A 13,759-nucleotide genomic window follows, 5' to 3' on the forward strand; every position below is an offset into this window, starting at 1 on the left:
GATGCTCTCGTTCGCGATCCGTCGAATCCTGCAAACCGTTCCGACCGTGCTGGCTGTCGTGCTGGTGATCTTCGTGCTGTTCAGCGTCGTGCCGGGCAGCATCATATCGAGCATGAATGATGACGGCCGCGGCCCGACGGACCCGGCGGTGGTGGAGCGCATGAAAAAACAGCTCGGCCTCGACGATCCCGTCTACATCCGCTTCGGCTCCTACGTCGCCAAGCTCGCGACCGGCGATTTCGGGACGTCGTTCCGCACGCGCGAGCCGGTCACGACCATGCTCGCCAAGCGAATGTGGCCGACGCTGCAACTGATATTCGCGTCCATGATGTTTGCGATCGTGATCGGCGTACCGCTCGGCTTCATCGCAGCGCTGCGACCGGGCAGCTTCGTCGACACGCTCTCGATGGTCCTGGCGGTGTCGGGGCTTTCAATGGCCAAATTCTGGCTCGGGCTGCTGCTGATGTACCTGTTTGCGTTGAAACTCGGCTGGCTGCCGAGTTTCGGCTATGGCGACGGCGGGCTCAGATATCTGATCCTGCCGGCCGTGACCCTCGGGGTCTCGCCGATGGCGCTGCTGGCGCGGACGACGCGCGCCGCCGTCCTCGAGATCATGACCGCGGATTTTGTCCGCACCGCGCGCTCCAAGGGCATGAGCGAAACCCGGGTCGTGAAGTGGCATGTGATGCGCAACGCGCTCGTCCTCATCCTCACCACGATCGGCCTGCAGTTCGGCGCGTTGATGGGCCAGGCGGTCGTGGTCGAGAAACTGTTCTCCTGGCCGGGCATCGGTTCGCTGCTCGTCGACAGTGTGCTGCAGCGCGACCTTCCTGCCGTCCAGGGCTCTATCCTCGTGGTGGTGCTGTTCTTCCTGACCATCAATGTGTTGATCGACCTGCTCTATGGCGTGATCGATCCGAGGATCCGATACGCATGAGGTTAGGGGCCAATCTCATCATCGGCGGGGCATTGTTCGCGCTGGCGGTCTTCGTCGGCCTGCTCGCGCCCTGGTTGGCGCATACCGATCCCGTCATGGATGCCAACCTCTTGAATGCCGAGGAACCGCCGAGCTGGATCTGGTGGTTCGGCACCGACGCGCAGGGCCGCGACATCTATTCCCGCGTCGTGCATGGCGCGCGCATCTCGCTGACGGTCGGTATCGTCTCGCAACTCGTCAACAGCGTCATCGGCGTGACACTCGGCCTGACCGCGGGCTATTGGGGCGGCTGGTGGGACGATTTCGTCAACGGGCTGACCAATCTCATGCTCGCGATCCCGTCGCTGATCTTCGCGCTTGCCATCATGGCGGTGCTTGGACCCGGCCTGAGCAGCCTGCTCATCGCGCTCGGCTTGACCAACTGGTCCTTCACCTGCCGGATCGCGCGGGCCTCGACGCTGTCGCTCAAGAGCCAGGGCTATGTGCAGGCCGCAAAAGTGCTCGGCTACGGCGATTTGCGCATCATGATCACGCAGCTGCTGCCAAACATGGTCGGCCCGATCATCGTCATCGGCACGCTGGGCATGGGCGGCGCGATATTGGCCGAAGCCGCGCTCTCGTTCCTTGGTCTCGGGGTCCGCCCGCCCTACCCAAGCTGGGGCAGCATGCTGTCGGAGGCCCGCGACCAGATCACGACGGCGCCGTGGCTGTCGATTTTCCCCGGCCTCGCCATCTTCCTGACGGTGCTCGGCCTCAATCTGCTCGGCGATGGCTTGCGTGACGTTCTCGATCCACAGTCGCGGAGCCGGCGCACATGACGAGCCCTCCGCTGCTCGAAGTCGAGGATCTGCGCATCGATCTCAACTATCGATCCAGCCATGTCGCGGCGGTCGAGGGCGTTTCATTCCGCATCGACCGCGGCGAGACTTTTGGACTCGTCGGAGAATCCGGCTGCGGCAAGAGTATTACGGCGCTCGCTTTGATCGGCCTGTTGCGTCAGCCGCTTTCGATCGGCGCAGGCGCCATACGATTCGACGGCCGGGAGATCCAGAGACTTTCGGCGGCCGAGCAACGCGCGCTGCGCGGCAATCGCATCGCCATGATCTTCCAGGAGCCGATGACGGCGCTCAATCCGGTCTCGCCCGTCGGCCGGCAGATCGCCGAGATGTTCGTGCTGCACCAGGGCAAGGACTGGCGGGAAGCCAACCGGCTCGCGGTCGAGGCGCTGGCCAGCGTCCGCGTCCCCGCACCCGAACGACGGGTGAAGGATTACCCGCACCAGCTTTCGGGCGGCATGCGCCAGCGCGTGATGATCGCCATCGCCCTCGCCTGCGGGCCGGATCTTCTGATCGCCGACGAGCCGACAACCGCGCTCGACGTCACCGTGCAGGCGGAGATCATCGAGCTGATGCGCAATCTATGCGCCGAGCGAGGCACGGCCATTTTGATGATCAGCCACGATCTCGGCCTGGTCGCCAATGTCTGCCGCCGCGTCGCCGTCATGTATGCCGGCCGCATCGTCGAGGAGCGCGGCTCGGACGACATCTTCCGCACCAGCGCGCATCCCTATACGCAAGGCCTGGTCGACTCGCTGCCGCGGCTTGGGAGCCGCGCGGCCCTTGGCCGGACACGGCTGACGGAGATCGCGGGCGTCGTGCCGGCGATCGCGGATTTCCCGGACGGCTGCCGGTTCAATCCGCGCTGCGCGCGGGCGACCGACATTTGCCGGACCACCGAGCCGGAGACGACCTTGCTGGGTGCGGGCGGGCTGGTCAGGTGCCATCACCATGCATGAACCTGCGGCAAGACCCGGCGACGATGTCATCCTCAGCGTAGAGGATATCGCGGTCCATTTTCCGATCGGTGGCGGCCTGCTGGGCGGCGGCCGGCGGCTGCTCCGTGCGGTCGACGGCGTCGATCTCGAACTGAAGCGCGGTGAATGCCTCGGTCTGGTCGGCGAATCCGGATGCGGCAAGTCGACATTGGCGCTTTCGATACTGGGCCTGCAGGCACCGACGCGGGGCCGTATCGTGCTCGACGGCCAGGTCGTGACGGATCGGCAATCGGGCGATCGAAAGGCGTTGGCCCGCAGCGTGCAAATCGTGTTTCAGGATCCCTACGCCTCGCTCAATCCACGCCAGACCGTTCGCCGCACGCTGGAAGATCCGCTGCGCCTGCACGGCGTGACGGCCAGGAGCGAGGTCGACGACCGTGTCGCGGCGATGCTTCGGCATGTCGGCCTGCGGCCCGAACAGGCCGGCCGCTACCCGCATGAATTCTCGGGCGGCCAGCGTCAGCGCATCGGCATCGCCCGCGCGCTGATCCTCAATCCCAGGATCGTCATCTGTGACGAACCTGTCTCGGCGCTGGATGTCTCGATCCGCGCTCAGATCATCAATCTGCTGCTGGAACTGAAGGAGACGCTCGGCCTCTCCTACATCATGATTAGCCACGACCTCGGCGTCGTCGAGCACATGAGCGACCGGGTCGCCGTCATGTATCTCGGCCGCATTGTGGAGAGCGGCCACTGGCGCGAGATCTTCGAACGGCCGGCGCACCCGTATACACAGACCCTGATATCCGCGATTCCCGATCCGCTGCGCCGCGCGCCGCTTGCTACGATACCGGGCGAGCTTCCCAATCCGCTCAATCCGCCGGACGGCTGTGCGTTCAGTCCGCGCTGTCGTTACGCCGAAGCCGTGTGTCGTCGCGAGCCCCGGCCATCGCTTGAAACGCGCCCCGACGGACACGCGGTCCGCTGCTGGCGAGCCGACGAGATTGCCGGTGAGGCGGCGCTGGCCTCGACCGAAAGCTGACGCACTCTATCCTTCGGACGAGTCGGAGACGTCACCGAGCTTTCGGACCGTGACATTGACTGACATGCCCAGGTAATCCTGTGTTTTACCAGCCCACGAGCCTGCCAGAGGGACTGCTTGACCTGGATGGCGGCCAACCGCCACCGGGATTAAGTCAAAGCCGGCGCTGATGCGGTTGGTCGGGTCATAATGCATCCATCCGGCACCGGGGAGAAACACCTGTAGCCATGCGTGAGTTGCGCCGGAGCCGGTCATGCCCACCTCGCCACCATCCAGCGCGGCATCGTAGATATAACCGCTGACGAAGCGCGAGGCGAAGCCGAGTCGGCGCAATGTCTCAATCATTAGCCAGGCATAATCGCGACAGGTTCCTGACTTCGAGCGCAAAGTTTCACCGGGAGACTGGGTGCCTTCGGCGTCCCTGGCATTGTAGCGGAAGCTGCCGTGGAACGTGTCCAGCATCCGTCGTAGAACGTCAGTCGTGCGATCCTGGTTATCAGCAACGAAACTCTTGGCCCAGGCGGCAACACTGGCATCGGGGTCCTCGGCATGGGGGCGCATACAGACGGAAAGGTCAGTCCACTCGTCCGGGGTATATTGCACCGGCACTTGCTCCGCCCGTTTTTCCAGAGCAAATTCCTCAACTTCTTTTGTACCAAAATGGATTCCCCGAAACTGAAACGTAAACGTCAGTTCCTTGCCGGGTTCACTGAATTCCATCTCCGTTACGTTATTGGAGAGGCTGTCACTGACCCAGCGAATCCTGGACGCAAGGCTGGTTTTTGCGGACCAACTGACGAGGCGCCCGCGTGCGGCAGGCCTCGGCAAGAACATGGCGCGGTGTGTGCCAAACGTAACCGGGTTCGCATACTTGTAACCGGTGACGTGTTTTATCTCGAAAAGAATCGCCACTATTCCCTCCCGTGGTGATGTGGTTAGTCGCCCTGCATCATCTCGATCTCCTGATTCTCCAGTTTAGAAGGTGACGCTCGCTCAGCTAAGCAAGGACCTACTGTCTGCTGAACACCAGCGTCTTGATCCGCAGCAGCAGCGCCTGAATCCGCAACAGTGGCACTCCATCTGTGCAACAGATGCAGCGAGTGGAACACTCGACATCCTGGAGCGCAAGCTCAGGACTGCTTTTGGCCGGCGCCCGGCGGGTCACAACCTGACTTGAGAGCCTGTCCGCTGCCTGCGCCAAATTCAGACATTGCCAAACGCAAACCAATCCCTGCGCATAAAAAGGCAGATCGCGTTGTGGCCCTGGCCCTTGTTAGGATCAAATATGACAGAGGGCCTGACCGAACTAACGCGCCCTTATCGGATTCAACGACGCGACCATGGTGCCCACTGCGAAAGTTCGTAGCCTTGTCCCGCAGCACAGCCCAATTGCCACTTCTTCCCGTTCAGGTCAGCCATACGGAGTACCCCCAGGTGGCGGCGCCTCCCTGTTGAAAGGTCGCGTAGGCTCGATGACTTACAGGAGCGGGTTCGGGGGAAACGGAGGTTTCCATGACCAACTCGAATGGACGACCGACGCGCCTCTATGGGTTGATCCTAGCTCGCATGGCAGGATTGAGCGCGGCCGCTTTTCTCGGGATCAGCACAGCCTATCCGCATGACGCGATGCGTCCAGAACTCAACACGTGGTTCAAGAGTCTCAAGAACAAGGCGGGCGTGGGATGTTGTGACTCCGGAGACGGCCAGCACGTGGAGGCCGAGTGGGATATGGCGAAAGGTGGCTACAGGGTCCTGCTGAAGCATCCGCATCGGCCAACTGAACCCGGGCAATGGTTCGACGTGCCATACTCCGTCGTGATCGACCAGCCGAACCTCAGCGGCGTCGCGATGGTTTGGTGGTGGCCGCGCTACGACAGCCGCGGAAGTATGACCCCTATGTGGCGCTGCTTCATTCCGGGACCGGGTGGGTGATCCACTGAGCAAACAATAGCGCCCGCAAGTCCGCTACGGGTCCAAACCCGACTTGGCGACAACACAGCGCCTCACATGCCGCGGCTGGCAAATACCTTCTGGCAGCTCGAGCTCAGCTTGGCCTTGTTCTGTTGCAGGCACGTTTGAACCGCTCCATCATCGCCCAATTGCTGCCGGCAAAAGCGCTGCGCATCTCGTGTGCAGGCCTGCTGTTCTTGCGGTGTACCCTTCTGACCCTGTGCAAAAGACAACGAAGTCTCGGTCAGCAAAATGACCAGAGCCAGGACGATTGAACGCATAACGATGCTCCCTGTGTTGACCGGAATAAAACGTTGCTCCCGGTCTGCGGTTCCTCGATCTCACCTGGGATGCACTGCTGGCCCTCCTGCGTCGCAAAGCCGCAATGACCATCGCAGATCGATTGCCGCGCTTGCGCGTTGACAGAGACGGGCGACTAACGAGCTGCCAGGTAGCGACGATCATGTTTGCACCCAGCCTTCGCCTTTCAGCAATTCTTCTCGGCGTTTCGATGGTAGCGGCGAGCGTGGGCTCCTCCGACGCCCAGGAAAAAAGGCACGGACCGCCTGCGGGCGCGGGCCGGCCTGCGGGACCGCCGCCCGGCATGGCTCATCCCGCACCGCCTCCTGCCATGGCCCGCCCTGCAGCGCCTCCCGCCATGGCGCGGCCTGCGCCACCTCCCGCGATGGCGCGGCCTGCACCGCCGCCCGCTATGGCGCGGCCCGCCGCGCCGGCGTTCCGTCCGGCTGCGCCGCAGCAGCGCCCGGCCATGGCGCCCCGTCCGGCGCCGCAGATCGCCGCACCACCGCGCCCTGCCGCTCCGAGAGTAGCAGCACCGTCGCACCCGAGCGCACCGGCCGCCGCGAGCCCATCCCGGCAGGATCGGATCGGCCAGCGCGAGCGCATTCAGCCGCCGCAGCAAGCGGTGCAGGAGCGGCAGCGCGACAGGCTTTCGCCTCAAAACGCGCAGCGCCAGGAGCGCATCGACCGGTTGCAGCAGCGCGTGCAGGATTTGAAGGCGCAACAGCCGCAAGGCCAGCACGCACAACGAGCGCAGCAACGGTTGCTGCAAACCGAACAGCGGCAGCTCCAGCGTGAAGAGCGTCTGCAGCGGCTTCAGCAAACCGCGCAGGAACGGCAGCGCGACACGCTTGTGCGGGAAAGCGCGCAACGCGAGCAGCGTATCGATCGGCTGCAGCGGCGCGTGCAGGAGCTGCAGTCGCGACAGCCGGATGGCGTGCGGGCGCAACGCGCGCAGCAACGATTGCTGCAAACCGAGCAGCGACAGCTCCAGCATGAGCAGCGCCTGCAGCAACGCGACCTGGCGCGCCGGCAGGAATTGGGACTGCCGCCTTCCGGCAGGCAGGCCGAGACCGCCGCTGCCGCGGTGCAGGCGGCCGCCCGCGGGCGGTTTGCCGAGCGCTTCCGCAGCAATCCCGATCCGCAGGTCCAGGCGGCGCTCGAGGGCGGGCGGCACGGCTGGGCTCCCCGCCACGCCTGGAAGCGTGGCCTGCGCGCGGCGTTTGTGCCATGGGCCGGCCACGTGTTCTGGCCCTATGCCTATTCCGACATTTTCGAATACACCTTCTGGCCCTCCGGGTACGACGTCGGTTATTGGGCTTACGCCTACGATGACTTCGTCGATACCGTGTTCTGGGGCGCGGACAGTCCGTACTCCGCCTATGCCAGGCTCGGCTCGACCGGGCGCCCGGAGAGCGACGGCGTGATCGGCGGCGCCCGGCCGCGCGAAAGCGCGGGCATGAGCCCACAGGCGCTCAAGCAACTGTGCAAGGAGCCTGAAAAGGGGATCACGGCCTGGCCGATCGCTTCGATCGAGGAGGCGGTGCGGCCGACGCCCGAGCAGCGCGCAGTGCTTGACGATTTGAAGAACGCGGCGGCAATGGCCGCCGATGCGTTCAAGGAATCTTGCGTCGACTCGTTTGCGATGACGCCGCCCGGCCGCTTGCGGGCAATGATGAACCGCCTCAGCGCCACGCTCGAGTCCGTGCGGATCGTGCGGCCGGCCCTGGAGAAATTCTACAGCTCACTCAGCGACGAGCAACAGGCTCGCTTCAACGCGCTCGGCCCCGACATCGGCGAACGTTCGCAAGCGCAGCCGCAGCAGGAAGCGAGCACGCAGCCGGACAGCTGCGGCGATCCAAAGCCCAGCCTGACCAACCTGCCGATCGAACGGATCGAGACGGTGATACGTCCGGCGGGCAAGCAAAAGGAAGCGCTCGACCGCCTGCGCGAGGCCACGGAGAAGGCCGTTCAGACGCTGCAGGCTGCCTGTCCGGTGGACGTACCGCTTACGCCGGTCGGGCGGCTGGAGGCGATGGAGAAGCGGTTAGAGGCCATGATGCAGTCGGCCAAACTGGTACAGCCGGCGCTGGATGAGTTCTATTCCACGCTGGCCAGCGAGCAGAAGGCGCGCTTCAACACGCTGGGACGGTTCGCGGGCCGCTGATTGCAAGCGACCGATCGCCGAAAAATTGTGTGCCAATGATCGACATTGTTGTGCCAACAGCGTCACTCTGAGACGCCGAAAAGCAGTGCGATGAACGTTCATCTTAAATAGTTACCGTGTTTCTTAAAACGAGTTTGCGCTCGCTCCAAAAGACCATATCGACCCAAGCGCGATAGCTGAGGGTTCGATATGTCGGAAGCAAGTTATGACCTCATCAGGTCCCGGGCAGCACCTTTCAATTGGCGGATCGCCGCGATTGCAGCCTTCACGATCCTGGTGGTGGCAGTTGCGGCCCTGGTCCACGTCGTTCCCTACGGCCGCGCGGTGTGGGATTTCGTCTTCATCCTCGATGGCGCCTATCGCATCGGCCACGGCCAAGTTCCGCACGTCGACTTTTCTTCGCCGATCGGCGCGCTCACGCTTTACCTGACCCATTTTGCCGAACGCCTGTTTCCCGGCGGGCAACCGTTCATCGGGCTGCACGCGCTGGCGTGGCTCATGGTGGTGCCGCCGTTCGCCGTCATCGCGTCGCGCATTCAATCGCCCTGGGGTTTCGCCGCAAGCTTTGCGATTCTCGCGGTGGTGGTTCTGGTGCCCTACACGCTCGACTCCACCATGCTCTCCGAAATCAGCTATTTTGCTACCTACAACCGCTTCGCCACCGCGATCCTGTTCCTGGCAGCATTGTGGTATGTGCTGCCGAAGGCGCGTGGCGACGGCGTGTTGCTGGGTTACCTGCTCACCGCCCTGATCTTCATCAAGATCACCGCCGCTATCGCAATGCTCGGCCTCGTCGTCGCGGCCGTGCTGCTCGGACGCGCGCGACCCGCCGCGCTGTTCGCCATGCTGTTCGTTGCCGCAGCGTTGGCGGGACTGGTCGAACTGGCGACCGGAGGCCTCGTCTCCGGCTACCTGCACGACATCGTCTCGATGAGTGAGTTGAACCGGGGCGGCGCTGCTTTCCGGCTCGCCGCCTCCTCGGCGCGCAATTGGCTGCCGCTTGTGGTGACGCTCACGATCGTCGTGCTCGCGGCCCGCGAACTCGATTTCACCGCGGCGGTCAGGCGTCCGATCAATTTCGTGCGCGATACCATCGCGCGGGAAGCCTTCGTCGTGGACGCAGCGCTGCTGGTCGCGGTCGCGCTGGCCGCGGAGAGCCAGAACACCGGCGGCGTCGGATTGATTGCCGCCGCGGCCGTCCTTTTCCACCCGAGCCTGCGCACGACCCGTGGCTGGCGCCTGATCGCTGCAGCGGTACTCGGCGCGACGCTGGTGCTGCCGCTTGCCGATGTCGTTGAAAAGCGAGTCGTTTCGACCTTTGTAAGGGAAAAGCAGGGCACGACCGACCACAGCTTTTCAAAATTCCTTCCGGGCATGCGCGTGCCGCCAGCCACCCTCGCCGGCTCCCGGCTGATGACGCGCCTGCAATCCGAATGGCTGCCCTTCCTCGACGAGACCGCCAACAACGGCTTCGATCTCGACGGCGATCCCGGCAGCACCAGCCCGGCGACGCGCGCGGCGTGGGCTGTCAGCGTTGCCGAGGCCGGCGCGAACTTTCAGCGGCTTGGCTACGCGACCGAGGCGCAGCGCTATACGACCATCGATTTCGCCGAATCCTTTCCGCGGCTTCTCGGCCTGACGCCCGCGCGCGGCACAACGCTGGCAATGGATTTCCGCCGCACGGTGCCGGCCTTCTCCGTAACCGAAGCCTCGGCCTATCTGGCGGACGCGGACGGCGTGTTCTTCCGCACCTGTGTTCTCCCCGGCGCGACCGACACCAATCCCGCAACCTTCCGTACAGTGCTGGAACGGGAGTTCACGCGCCACAAGCTGCATCCCTGCTGGGATTTCTACAGCCGTACCCGCTGAAAGGGCCCGCATGTCCACCTTACCCCTGCCGCTTGCACTCTCCGATTCGCCACTCTCCGATCCGCGCGAGGCGCCGAAACCGCGGCCGCTGATCCTCGATCTCGACGGCACGCTGGTGCGCGCGGACATGCTGCTTGAAACCGTGCTCGCACTGCTTCGAGCCGCGCCGTGGCGGATGTTCGAGATCGGCCTGTGGATGCTGCGTGGCCGCGCCTATCTCAAGCGCCGTCTCGCCGAGGAAACCAACATCGAGCCGGACGTTCTGCCGTTCAATGAAGAACTGCTCGCCTACGCGGCCGATATCGCGGCGAGCGGACGGCCGGTCTATGTCGCCACCGCCGCCGACGCCAAGGTCGCGGAAAAGGTCGTCCGGCGAATTGCGTTCATTCGCGGCGTCATTGGCAGCGACGGCTTGCGCAACCTGAAGGGCGAAGCGAAGGCCCAGGTTCTCGCTGAACGATTCCCTGACGGCTTCGACTATGCCGGCGACGCGCGCGCCGACATTCCGATCTGGCGCCGCGCCACCAATGCCATCGTTGTTGAAGCGGCGAGTTCGGTAGAGCACGCCGCCGCCAGCGTCGCGACCGTCGCCAAGGTGTTTCCGCGAACGTCCCGGATTCGTGCGCTGGTGCGCAGCATGCGCCCGCACCAATGGGCGAAGAACGCGCTGGTTTTCGTGCCGCTCATCCTCGCCGGACTGGTCTCTCATGTCGACGCCGTCTACGCGACGACATGCGCGTTCCTTGCCCTCGGCCTGGTTGCCTCATCCACCTATCTCGTCAACGATATCTGGGACCTGACCGACGACCGTAGCCACTGGTCGAAGCGAAACCGGCCGCTGGCGAGCGGACGCCTGCCGCTTGCAACGGCGATCGCAGCCGTTCCGATCGGATTGTTCGCAGGCATCGCCGTTGCGGCGCTGGCCGGACCGGCGACCGTTGGCGTCGTGCTGCTGTATCTGGCCGTCACCCTGCTCTATTCGTTTGCGCTCAAGCGCATCCCCATTCTCGACGGCTTCGTGCTGGCCGGGTTGTTCACGCTGCGCCTCGGCGCCGGCATCGTGGCGTCAGGCGCGCCGCCGTCGCCCTGGCTGCTGGTGTTCGCGATGTTCCTGTTCGCCTCGCTCAGCTTCGCAAAACGCCACACCGAGGTCGCCCGCGTCATCGAGCGCGGCGGGACCGAAGTCCGTGGTCGCGGCTACAAGTCCATCGACCTGCCGCTCATCATGGGCATCGGCATGGCGACCGGGGTGGCCGCCGTGCTCATCATGGTGCTCTACATCATCAACGACGCCTTCCGGCAGAGCTTTTATGGCAACACCGCCTGGCTCTGGGCTTTTCCGGCCATCCTGTTCCTGTTCGTGTGCCGGATCTGGCTGAAATGCGGACGCAGCGAGTTGCACGACGATCCCGTGGCTTTTGCCGTCACCGATCGGCCGAGCCTGGCGCTCGGCGGCGCCCTGATGGTGTGCTTCGGGCTGGCTTGGTCGGGCGTGTTTGGCTGATATGCCCCACTTGCGCGACGACGCGCGGAGGTTCCGCGGCGTCGAACGTGGAAGACACAGGTTGGCGCCCTGTAAATCAACCCAAAAAAACCGCAGGACGATGTCGGATTCGGCCGACCCCGTTCGTCGTTTCGCCACGCCGATCGGGCCGGCCTGGACACCGCAAGCGGCCCCAAGCGAAGCGAAAGGATGAGAAATGGTCAAGATGACTGCCAAGAACACGATTTGCGTATGGTACGACAAGGACGCCGAGGCGGCTGCCCGTTTTTACGCCGAAGTCTTTCCCGACAGCGCCGTGCACGCCGTCTACCGCGCACCGAGTGACTACCCCTCGGGCAAGAAGGGCGACGTGCTGACCGTCGACTTCACGGTCGCCGGCATTCCCTGCATCGGCCTCAACGGTGGCCCCATGTTCAAGCAAACCGAAGCGTTTTCGTTTCAGATCGCCACCGACGACCAGGAAGAGACCGACCGCTACTGGAATGCCATCGTCGGCAATGGCGGCCAGGAGAGTGCATGCGGCTGGTGCAAGGACAAATGGGGCGTCTCCTGGCAGATCACGCCGCGCACGCTGACGGACGCGATGGCGGCCGGCGGCGCCGAAGCAAAGCGCGCCTTCGATGCCATGATGACCATGCAGAAAATCGACGTCGCCGCGATCGAGGCCGCCCGGCGCGGCTGATGTTCGCCGGATAGAAGTGGCTAGGCGCGGCTCAGTCGTCGCGCCTGCCAACCTGACCAATGCTGCCAGCAAACCGCTCGGCAAACCGCTGACGTCGAAATGCTTCCGCTACGAAATCGACGAACAGGCGCGTCTTGGCCGGCATCAAGGTGCGGCTGACATAGTAGATCGAGATTGCGCCCGCGTCGGCATACCATTGCGGCACCACCCGCACGAGCGCGCCGCTCTCCAGATGCCGCAGCGCGTGCGCCACCACGATCTGCGTGACGCCCATGCCGAGCACCGCAGCCTGGCACATCGCCTCCGGATCGTCGAACGCGATGGTGGGCTTGAGAGGGACCGTCATCTCGTCGCCCGCTGCGTTGCGCATCGGACGCTCACGAACACGCCGGGTTTTTGAAGAGCGCATGACAATGCCATCAAACGCGGCGAGCCCCGACGGGTCGGCGGGCTGGGTTCTTCCCTTCATGTATGACGGCGAGGCCACCGCGATGATGTGAGCGGGCGCAAGGACCCGCGATACCAGGCCAGGCGCAAGATCGATCCCGCCGCCGATCGCAGCATCGAAGCCTTCAGCAATCAAATCGACTTGCCGGTTCTCGAACTGCCAGTCGGGGCGAACGCGCGGATAGCGTTTCAGGAACTCCGGCAGCAAAGGCAGGATGTATTCGACGCCGAACGTTATTCCCATGCTGACCTTGAGCACGCCGGCCGGTTCGCCGCGGTCCGTTGCGACGCTCGCAATCGACGCCTGCAGCTCGTCGAGATTATTTCTGATGGCGTGGAGAAAGCGCTCGCCGGCCTCGGTCAGCGTGAGTTTGCGCGTGCTGCGTTGAAAAAGGCGAATTCCGAGATTCCGTTCCAGCATTGCAACGTTGCGGCTTACCGCGGCCGGGGTGAGCGACAGGCGCCGCGCGGCAGCGGAAAACCCGCCCGTTTCGGCGCTTCGGACGAAGGATTCGAGGTTTGCCAGCGTTTCCATAGATACCTTCAAGTAATCATTGAAAGTAAATATAGCAATTACCAGCTAATCGCGCACCAATAAAAGTGGCGGTATGGGCTTCCACGCAAACTATTGGAGCAAGTCATGACCACCAACGACATCAGCGAAGCCGCCAAGGCCGTCATCCGCCGCAACACCGAAGAGGTACAGGGCGGCGGGAATTTCGAAGTGTTCGAAGAACTCTTCGCCGACAACTTCCTTGATCACACGCCGCAGCCGGGACGCACGCCCGATAAAGGTGGTGCGCGGCAGCTCTACAAAATCCTCCGGGCTGCGTTTCCCGACTTTCACGCCGACGTCCATTGGCAGATTGCCGATGGAGATCGTGTGACGACCTACAAAACCTATCACGGGACGCATCAGGGAGAATTCTTTGGCCTGGCGCCGACGGGCCGCAAGATTCAATTCGAGACCGTAGACGTCATGCGTGTGCGTGACGGAAAAATCACCGATCACTGGGGCGTAGCCAATCTCTTCTCGCTCATGCAGCAACTCGGCGCGTGGCCGCCCGCAACGGCGGCCCGGTCCTGA

Annotated in this window: 13 protein-coding genes; 10 read left to right on the top strand and 3 right to left on the bottom strand. The window is 63.9% G+C overall.

All coding sequences use genetic code 11. The annotated features are described in order from the left end of the window. Window position 1 precedes the first annotated feature (1 nt). Genes ABIE49_RS10385 through ABIE49_RS10400 form a run of 4 tightly spaced genes read left to right on the top strand, consistent with a single transcriptional unit; the run spans window position 2 to window position 3,753 of the window. A complete protein-coding gene (locus ABIE49_RS10385; RefSeq protein WP_192738024.1) occupies window positions 2-937 on the top strand; it encodes an ABC transporter permease in 936 nt (311 codons plus the stop codon). Then, window positions 934-1,755, top strand: a complete 822-nt coding sequence (locus ABIE49_RS10390; protein ID WP_192738025.1) for an ABC transporter permease — start codon at window positions 934-936, stop codon at window positions 1,753-1,755. Before ABIE49_RS10385 ends, ABIE49_RS10390 begins: the two co-directional genes overlap by 4 nt. Next, window positions 1,752-2,732, top strand: coding sequence for an ABC transporter ATP-binding protein (locus ABIE49_RS10395; RefSeq protein WP_192738026.1), 981 nt, complete (start codon window positions 1,752-1,754; stop codon window positions 2,730-2,732). The genes ABIE49_RS10390 and ABIE49_RS10395 overlap by 4 nt, the downstream gene beginning before the upstream one ends. Continuing rightward, window positions 2,725-3,753, top strand: coding sequence for an ABC transporter ATP-binding protein (locus ABIE49_RS10400; RefSeq protein WP_192738027.1), 1,029 nt, complete (start codon window positions 2,725-2,727; stop codon window positions 3,751-3,753). The genes ABIE49_RS10395 and ABIE49_RS10400 overlap by 8 nt, the downstream gene beginning before the upstream one ends. Window positions 3,754-3,759: 6 nt before the next feature. On the opposite strand, the gene ABIE49_RS10405 is transcribed toward ABIE49_RS10400, so the two are convergent. Next, on the bottom strand, window positions 3,760-4,665 hold the full coding sequence (locus ABIE49_RS10405) for a transglutaminase family protein (RefSeq protein ID WP_192738028.1): 906 nt from the start codon (window positions 4,663-4,665) through the stop codon (window positions 3,760-3,762). 600 nt (window positions 4,666-5,265) lie between these two features. Here ABIE49_RS10405 and ABIE49_RS10410 point away from each other — a divergent pair. Further along, window positions 5,266-5,685: a hypothetical protein gene (locus tag ABIE49_RS10410; RefSeq protein WP_192738029.1), complete on the top strand. Its 420-nt coding sequence runs from the start codon at window positions 5,266-5,268 to the stop codon at window positions 5,683-5,685. A gap of 71 nt (window positions 5,686-5,756) precedes the next feature. On the opposite strand, the gene ABIE49_RS10415 is transcribed toward ABIE49_RS10410, so the two are convergent. After that, complete coding sequence (locus tag ABIE49_RS10415; protein WP_192738030.1) at window positions 5,757-5,984, bottom strand: cysteine rich repeat-containing protein; 228 nt, start codon at window positions 5,982-5,984, stop codon at window positions 5,757-5,759. A gap of 431 nt (window positions 5,985-6,415) precedes the next feature. Here ABIE49_RS10415 and ABIE49_RS10420 point away from each other — a divergent pair, with 431 nt between their 5' ends. The 4 genes from ABIE49_RS10420 (at window position 6,416) to ABIE49_RS10435 (ending at window position 12,225) form a co-directional block, all read left to right on the top strand. Beyond that, entirely contained in the window at window positions 6,416-8,170 is a 1,755-nt protein-coding gene (locus ABIE49_RS10420; RefSeq protein WP_354066746.1) for a Spy/CpxP family protein refolding chaperone, read from the top strand. Between the two features lie 189 nt (window positions 8,171-8,359). Next, the gene (locus tag ABIE49_RS10425) at window positions 8,360-10,039 is read left to right on the top strand and encodes a hypothetical protein (protein WP_192738031.1); all 1,680 of its coding nucleotides are present in this window, start codon (window positions 8,360-8,362) and stop codon (window positions 10,037-10,039) included. A 10-nt stretch (window positions 10,040-10,049) separates the two neighbouring features. Further along, a complete protein-coding gene (locus tag ABIE49_RS10430) occupies window positions 10,050-11,543 on the top strand; it encodes a UbiA family prenyltransferase (RefSeq protein WP_192738032.1) in 1,494 nt (497 codons plus the stop codon). Between the two features lie 205 nt (window positions 11,544-11,748). Beyond that, entirely contained in the window at window positions 11,749-12,225 is a 477-nt protein-coding gene (locus ABIE49_RS10435; RefSeq protein WP_192738148.1) for a VOC family protein, read from the top strand. A 31-nt stretch (window positions 12,226-12,256) separates the two neighbouring features. On the opposite strand, the gene ABIE49_RS10440 is transcribed toward ABIE49_RS10435, so the two are convergent. Further along, window positions 12,257-13,207 (bottom strand): LysR family transcriptional regulator, encoded by a 951-nt coding sequence (locus ABIE49_RS10440; protein WP_192738033.1) that lies wholly within the window; start codon window positions 13,205-13,207, stop codon window positions 12,257-12,259. Window positions 13,208-13,312: 105 nt separating this feature from the next. Here ABIE49_RS10440 and ABIE49_RS10445 point away from each other — a divergent pair, with 105 nt between their 5' ends. Continuing rightward, window positions 13,313-13,759, top strand: a complete 447-nt coding sequence (locus tag ABIE49_RS10445; protein ID WP_192738034.1) for an ester cyclase — start codon at window positions 13,313-13,315, stop codon at window positions 13,757-13,759.

It is taken from the genome of Bradyrhizobium sp. OAE829 (assembly GCF_040546575.1).
Lineage (GTDB): Bacteria > Pseudomonadota > Alphaproteobacteria > Rhizobiales > Xanthobacteraceae > Bradyrhizobium.

Bases quoted from the DNA above. Each gene is read 5' to 3' on its own strand.
- ABIE49_RS10385 (WP_192738024.1), top strand. From the start codon at position 2: ATGCTCTCGTTCGCGATCCGTCGAATCCTGCAAACCGTTCCGACCGTG.
- ABIE49_RS10390 (WP_192738025.1), top strand. From the start codon at position 934: ATGAGGTTAGGGGCCAATCTCATCATCGGCGGGGCATTGTTCGCGCTG.
- ABIE49_RS10395 (WP_192738026.1), top strand. From the start codon at position 1,752: ATGACGAGCCCTCCGCTGCTCGAAGTCGAGGATCTGCGCATCGATCTC.
- ABIE49_RS10400 (WP_192738027.1), top strand. From the start codon at position 2,725: ATGCATGAACCTGCGGCAAGACCCGGCGACGATGTCATCCTCAGCGTA.
- ABIE49_RS10410 (WP_192738029.1), top strand. From the start codon at position 5,266: ATGACCAACTCGAATGGACGACCGACGCGCCTCTATGGGTTGATCCTA.
- ABIE49_RS10415 (WP_192738030.1), bottom strand. From the start codon at position 5,984: ATGCGTTCAATCGTCCTGGCTCTGGTCATTTTGCTGACCGAGACTTCG.
- ABIE49_RS10420 (WP_354066746.1), top strand. From the start codon at position 6,416: ATGGCGCGGCCCGCCGCGCCGGCGTTCCGTCCGGCTGCGCCGCAGCAG.
- ABIE49_RS10425 (WP_192738031.1), top strand. From the start codon at position 8,360: ATGTCGGAAGCAAGTTATGACCTCATCAGGTCCCGGGCAGCACCTTTC.
- ABIE49_RS10430 (WP_192738032.1), top strand. From the start codon at position 10,050: ATGTCCACCTTACCCCTGCCGCTTGCACTCTCCGATTCGCCACTCTCC.
- ABIE49_RS10435 (WP_192738148.1), top strand. From the start codon at position 11,749: ATGACTGCCAAGAACACGATTTGCGTATGGTACGACAAGGACGCCGAG.
- ABIE49_RS10440 (WP_192738033.1), bottom strand. From the start codon at position 13,207: ATGGAAACGCTGGCAAACCTCGAATCCTTCGTCCGAAGCGCCGAAACG.
- ABIE49_RS10445 (WP_192738034.1), top strand. From the start codon at position 13,313: ATGACCACCAACGACATCAGCGAAGCCGCCAAGGCCGTCATCCGCCGC.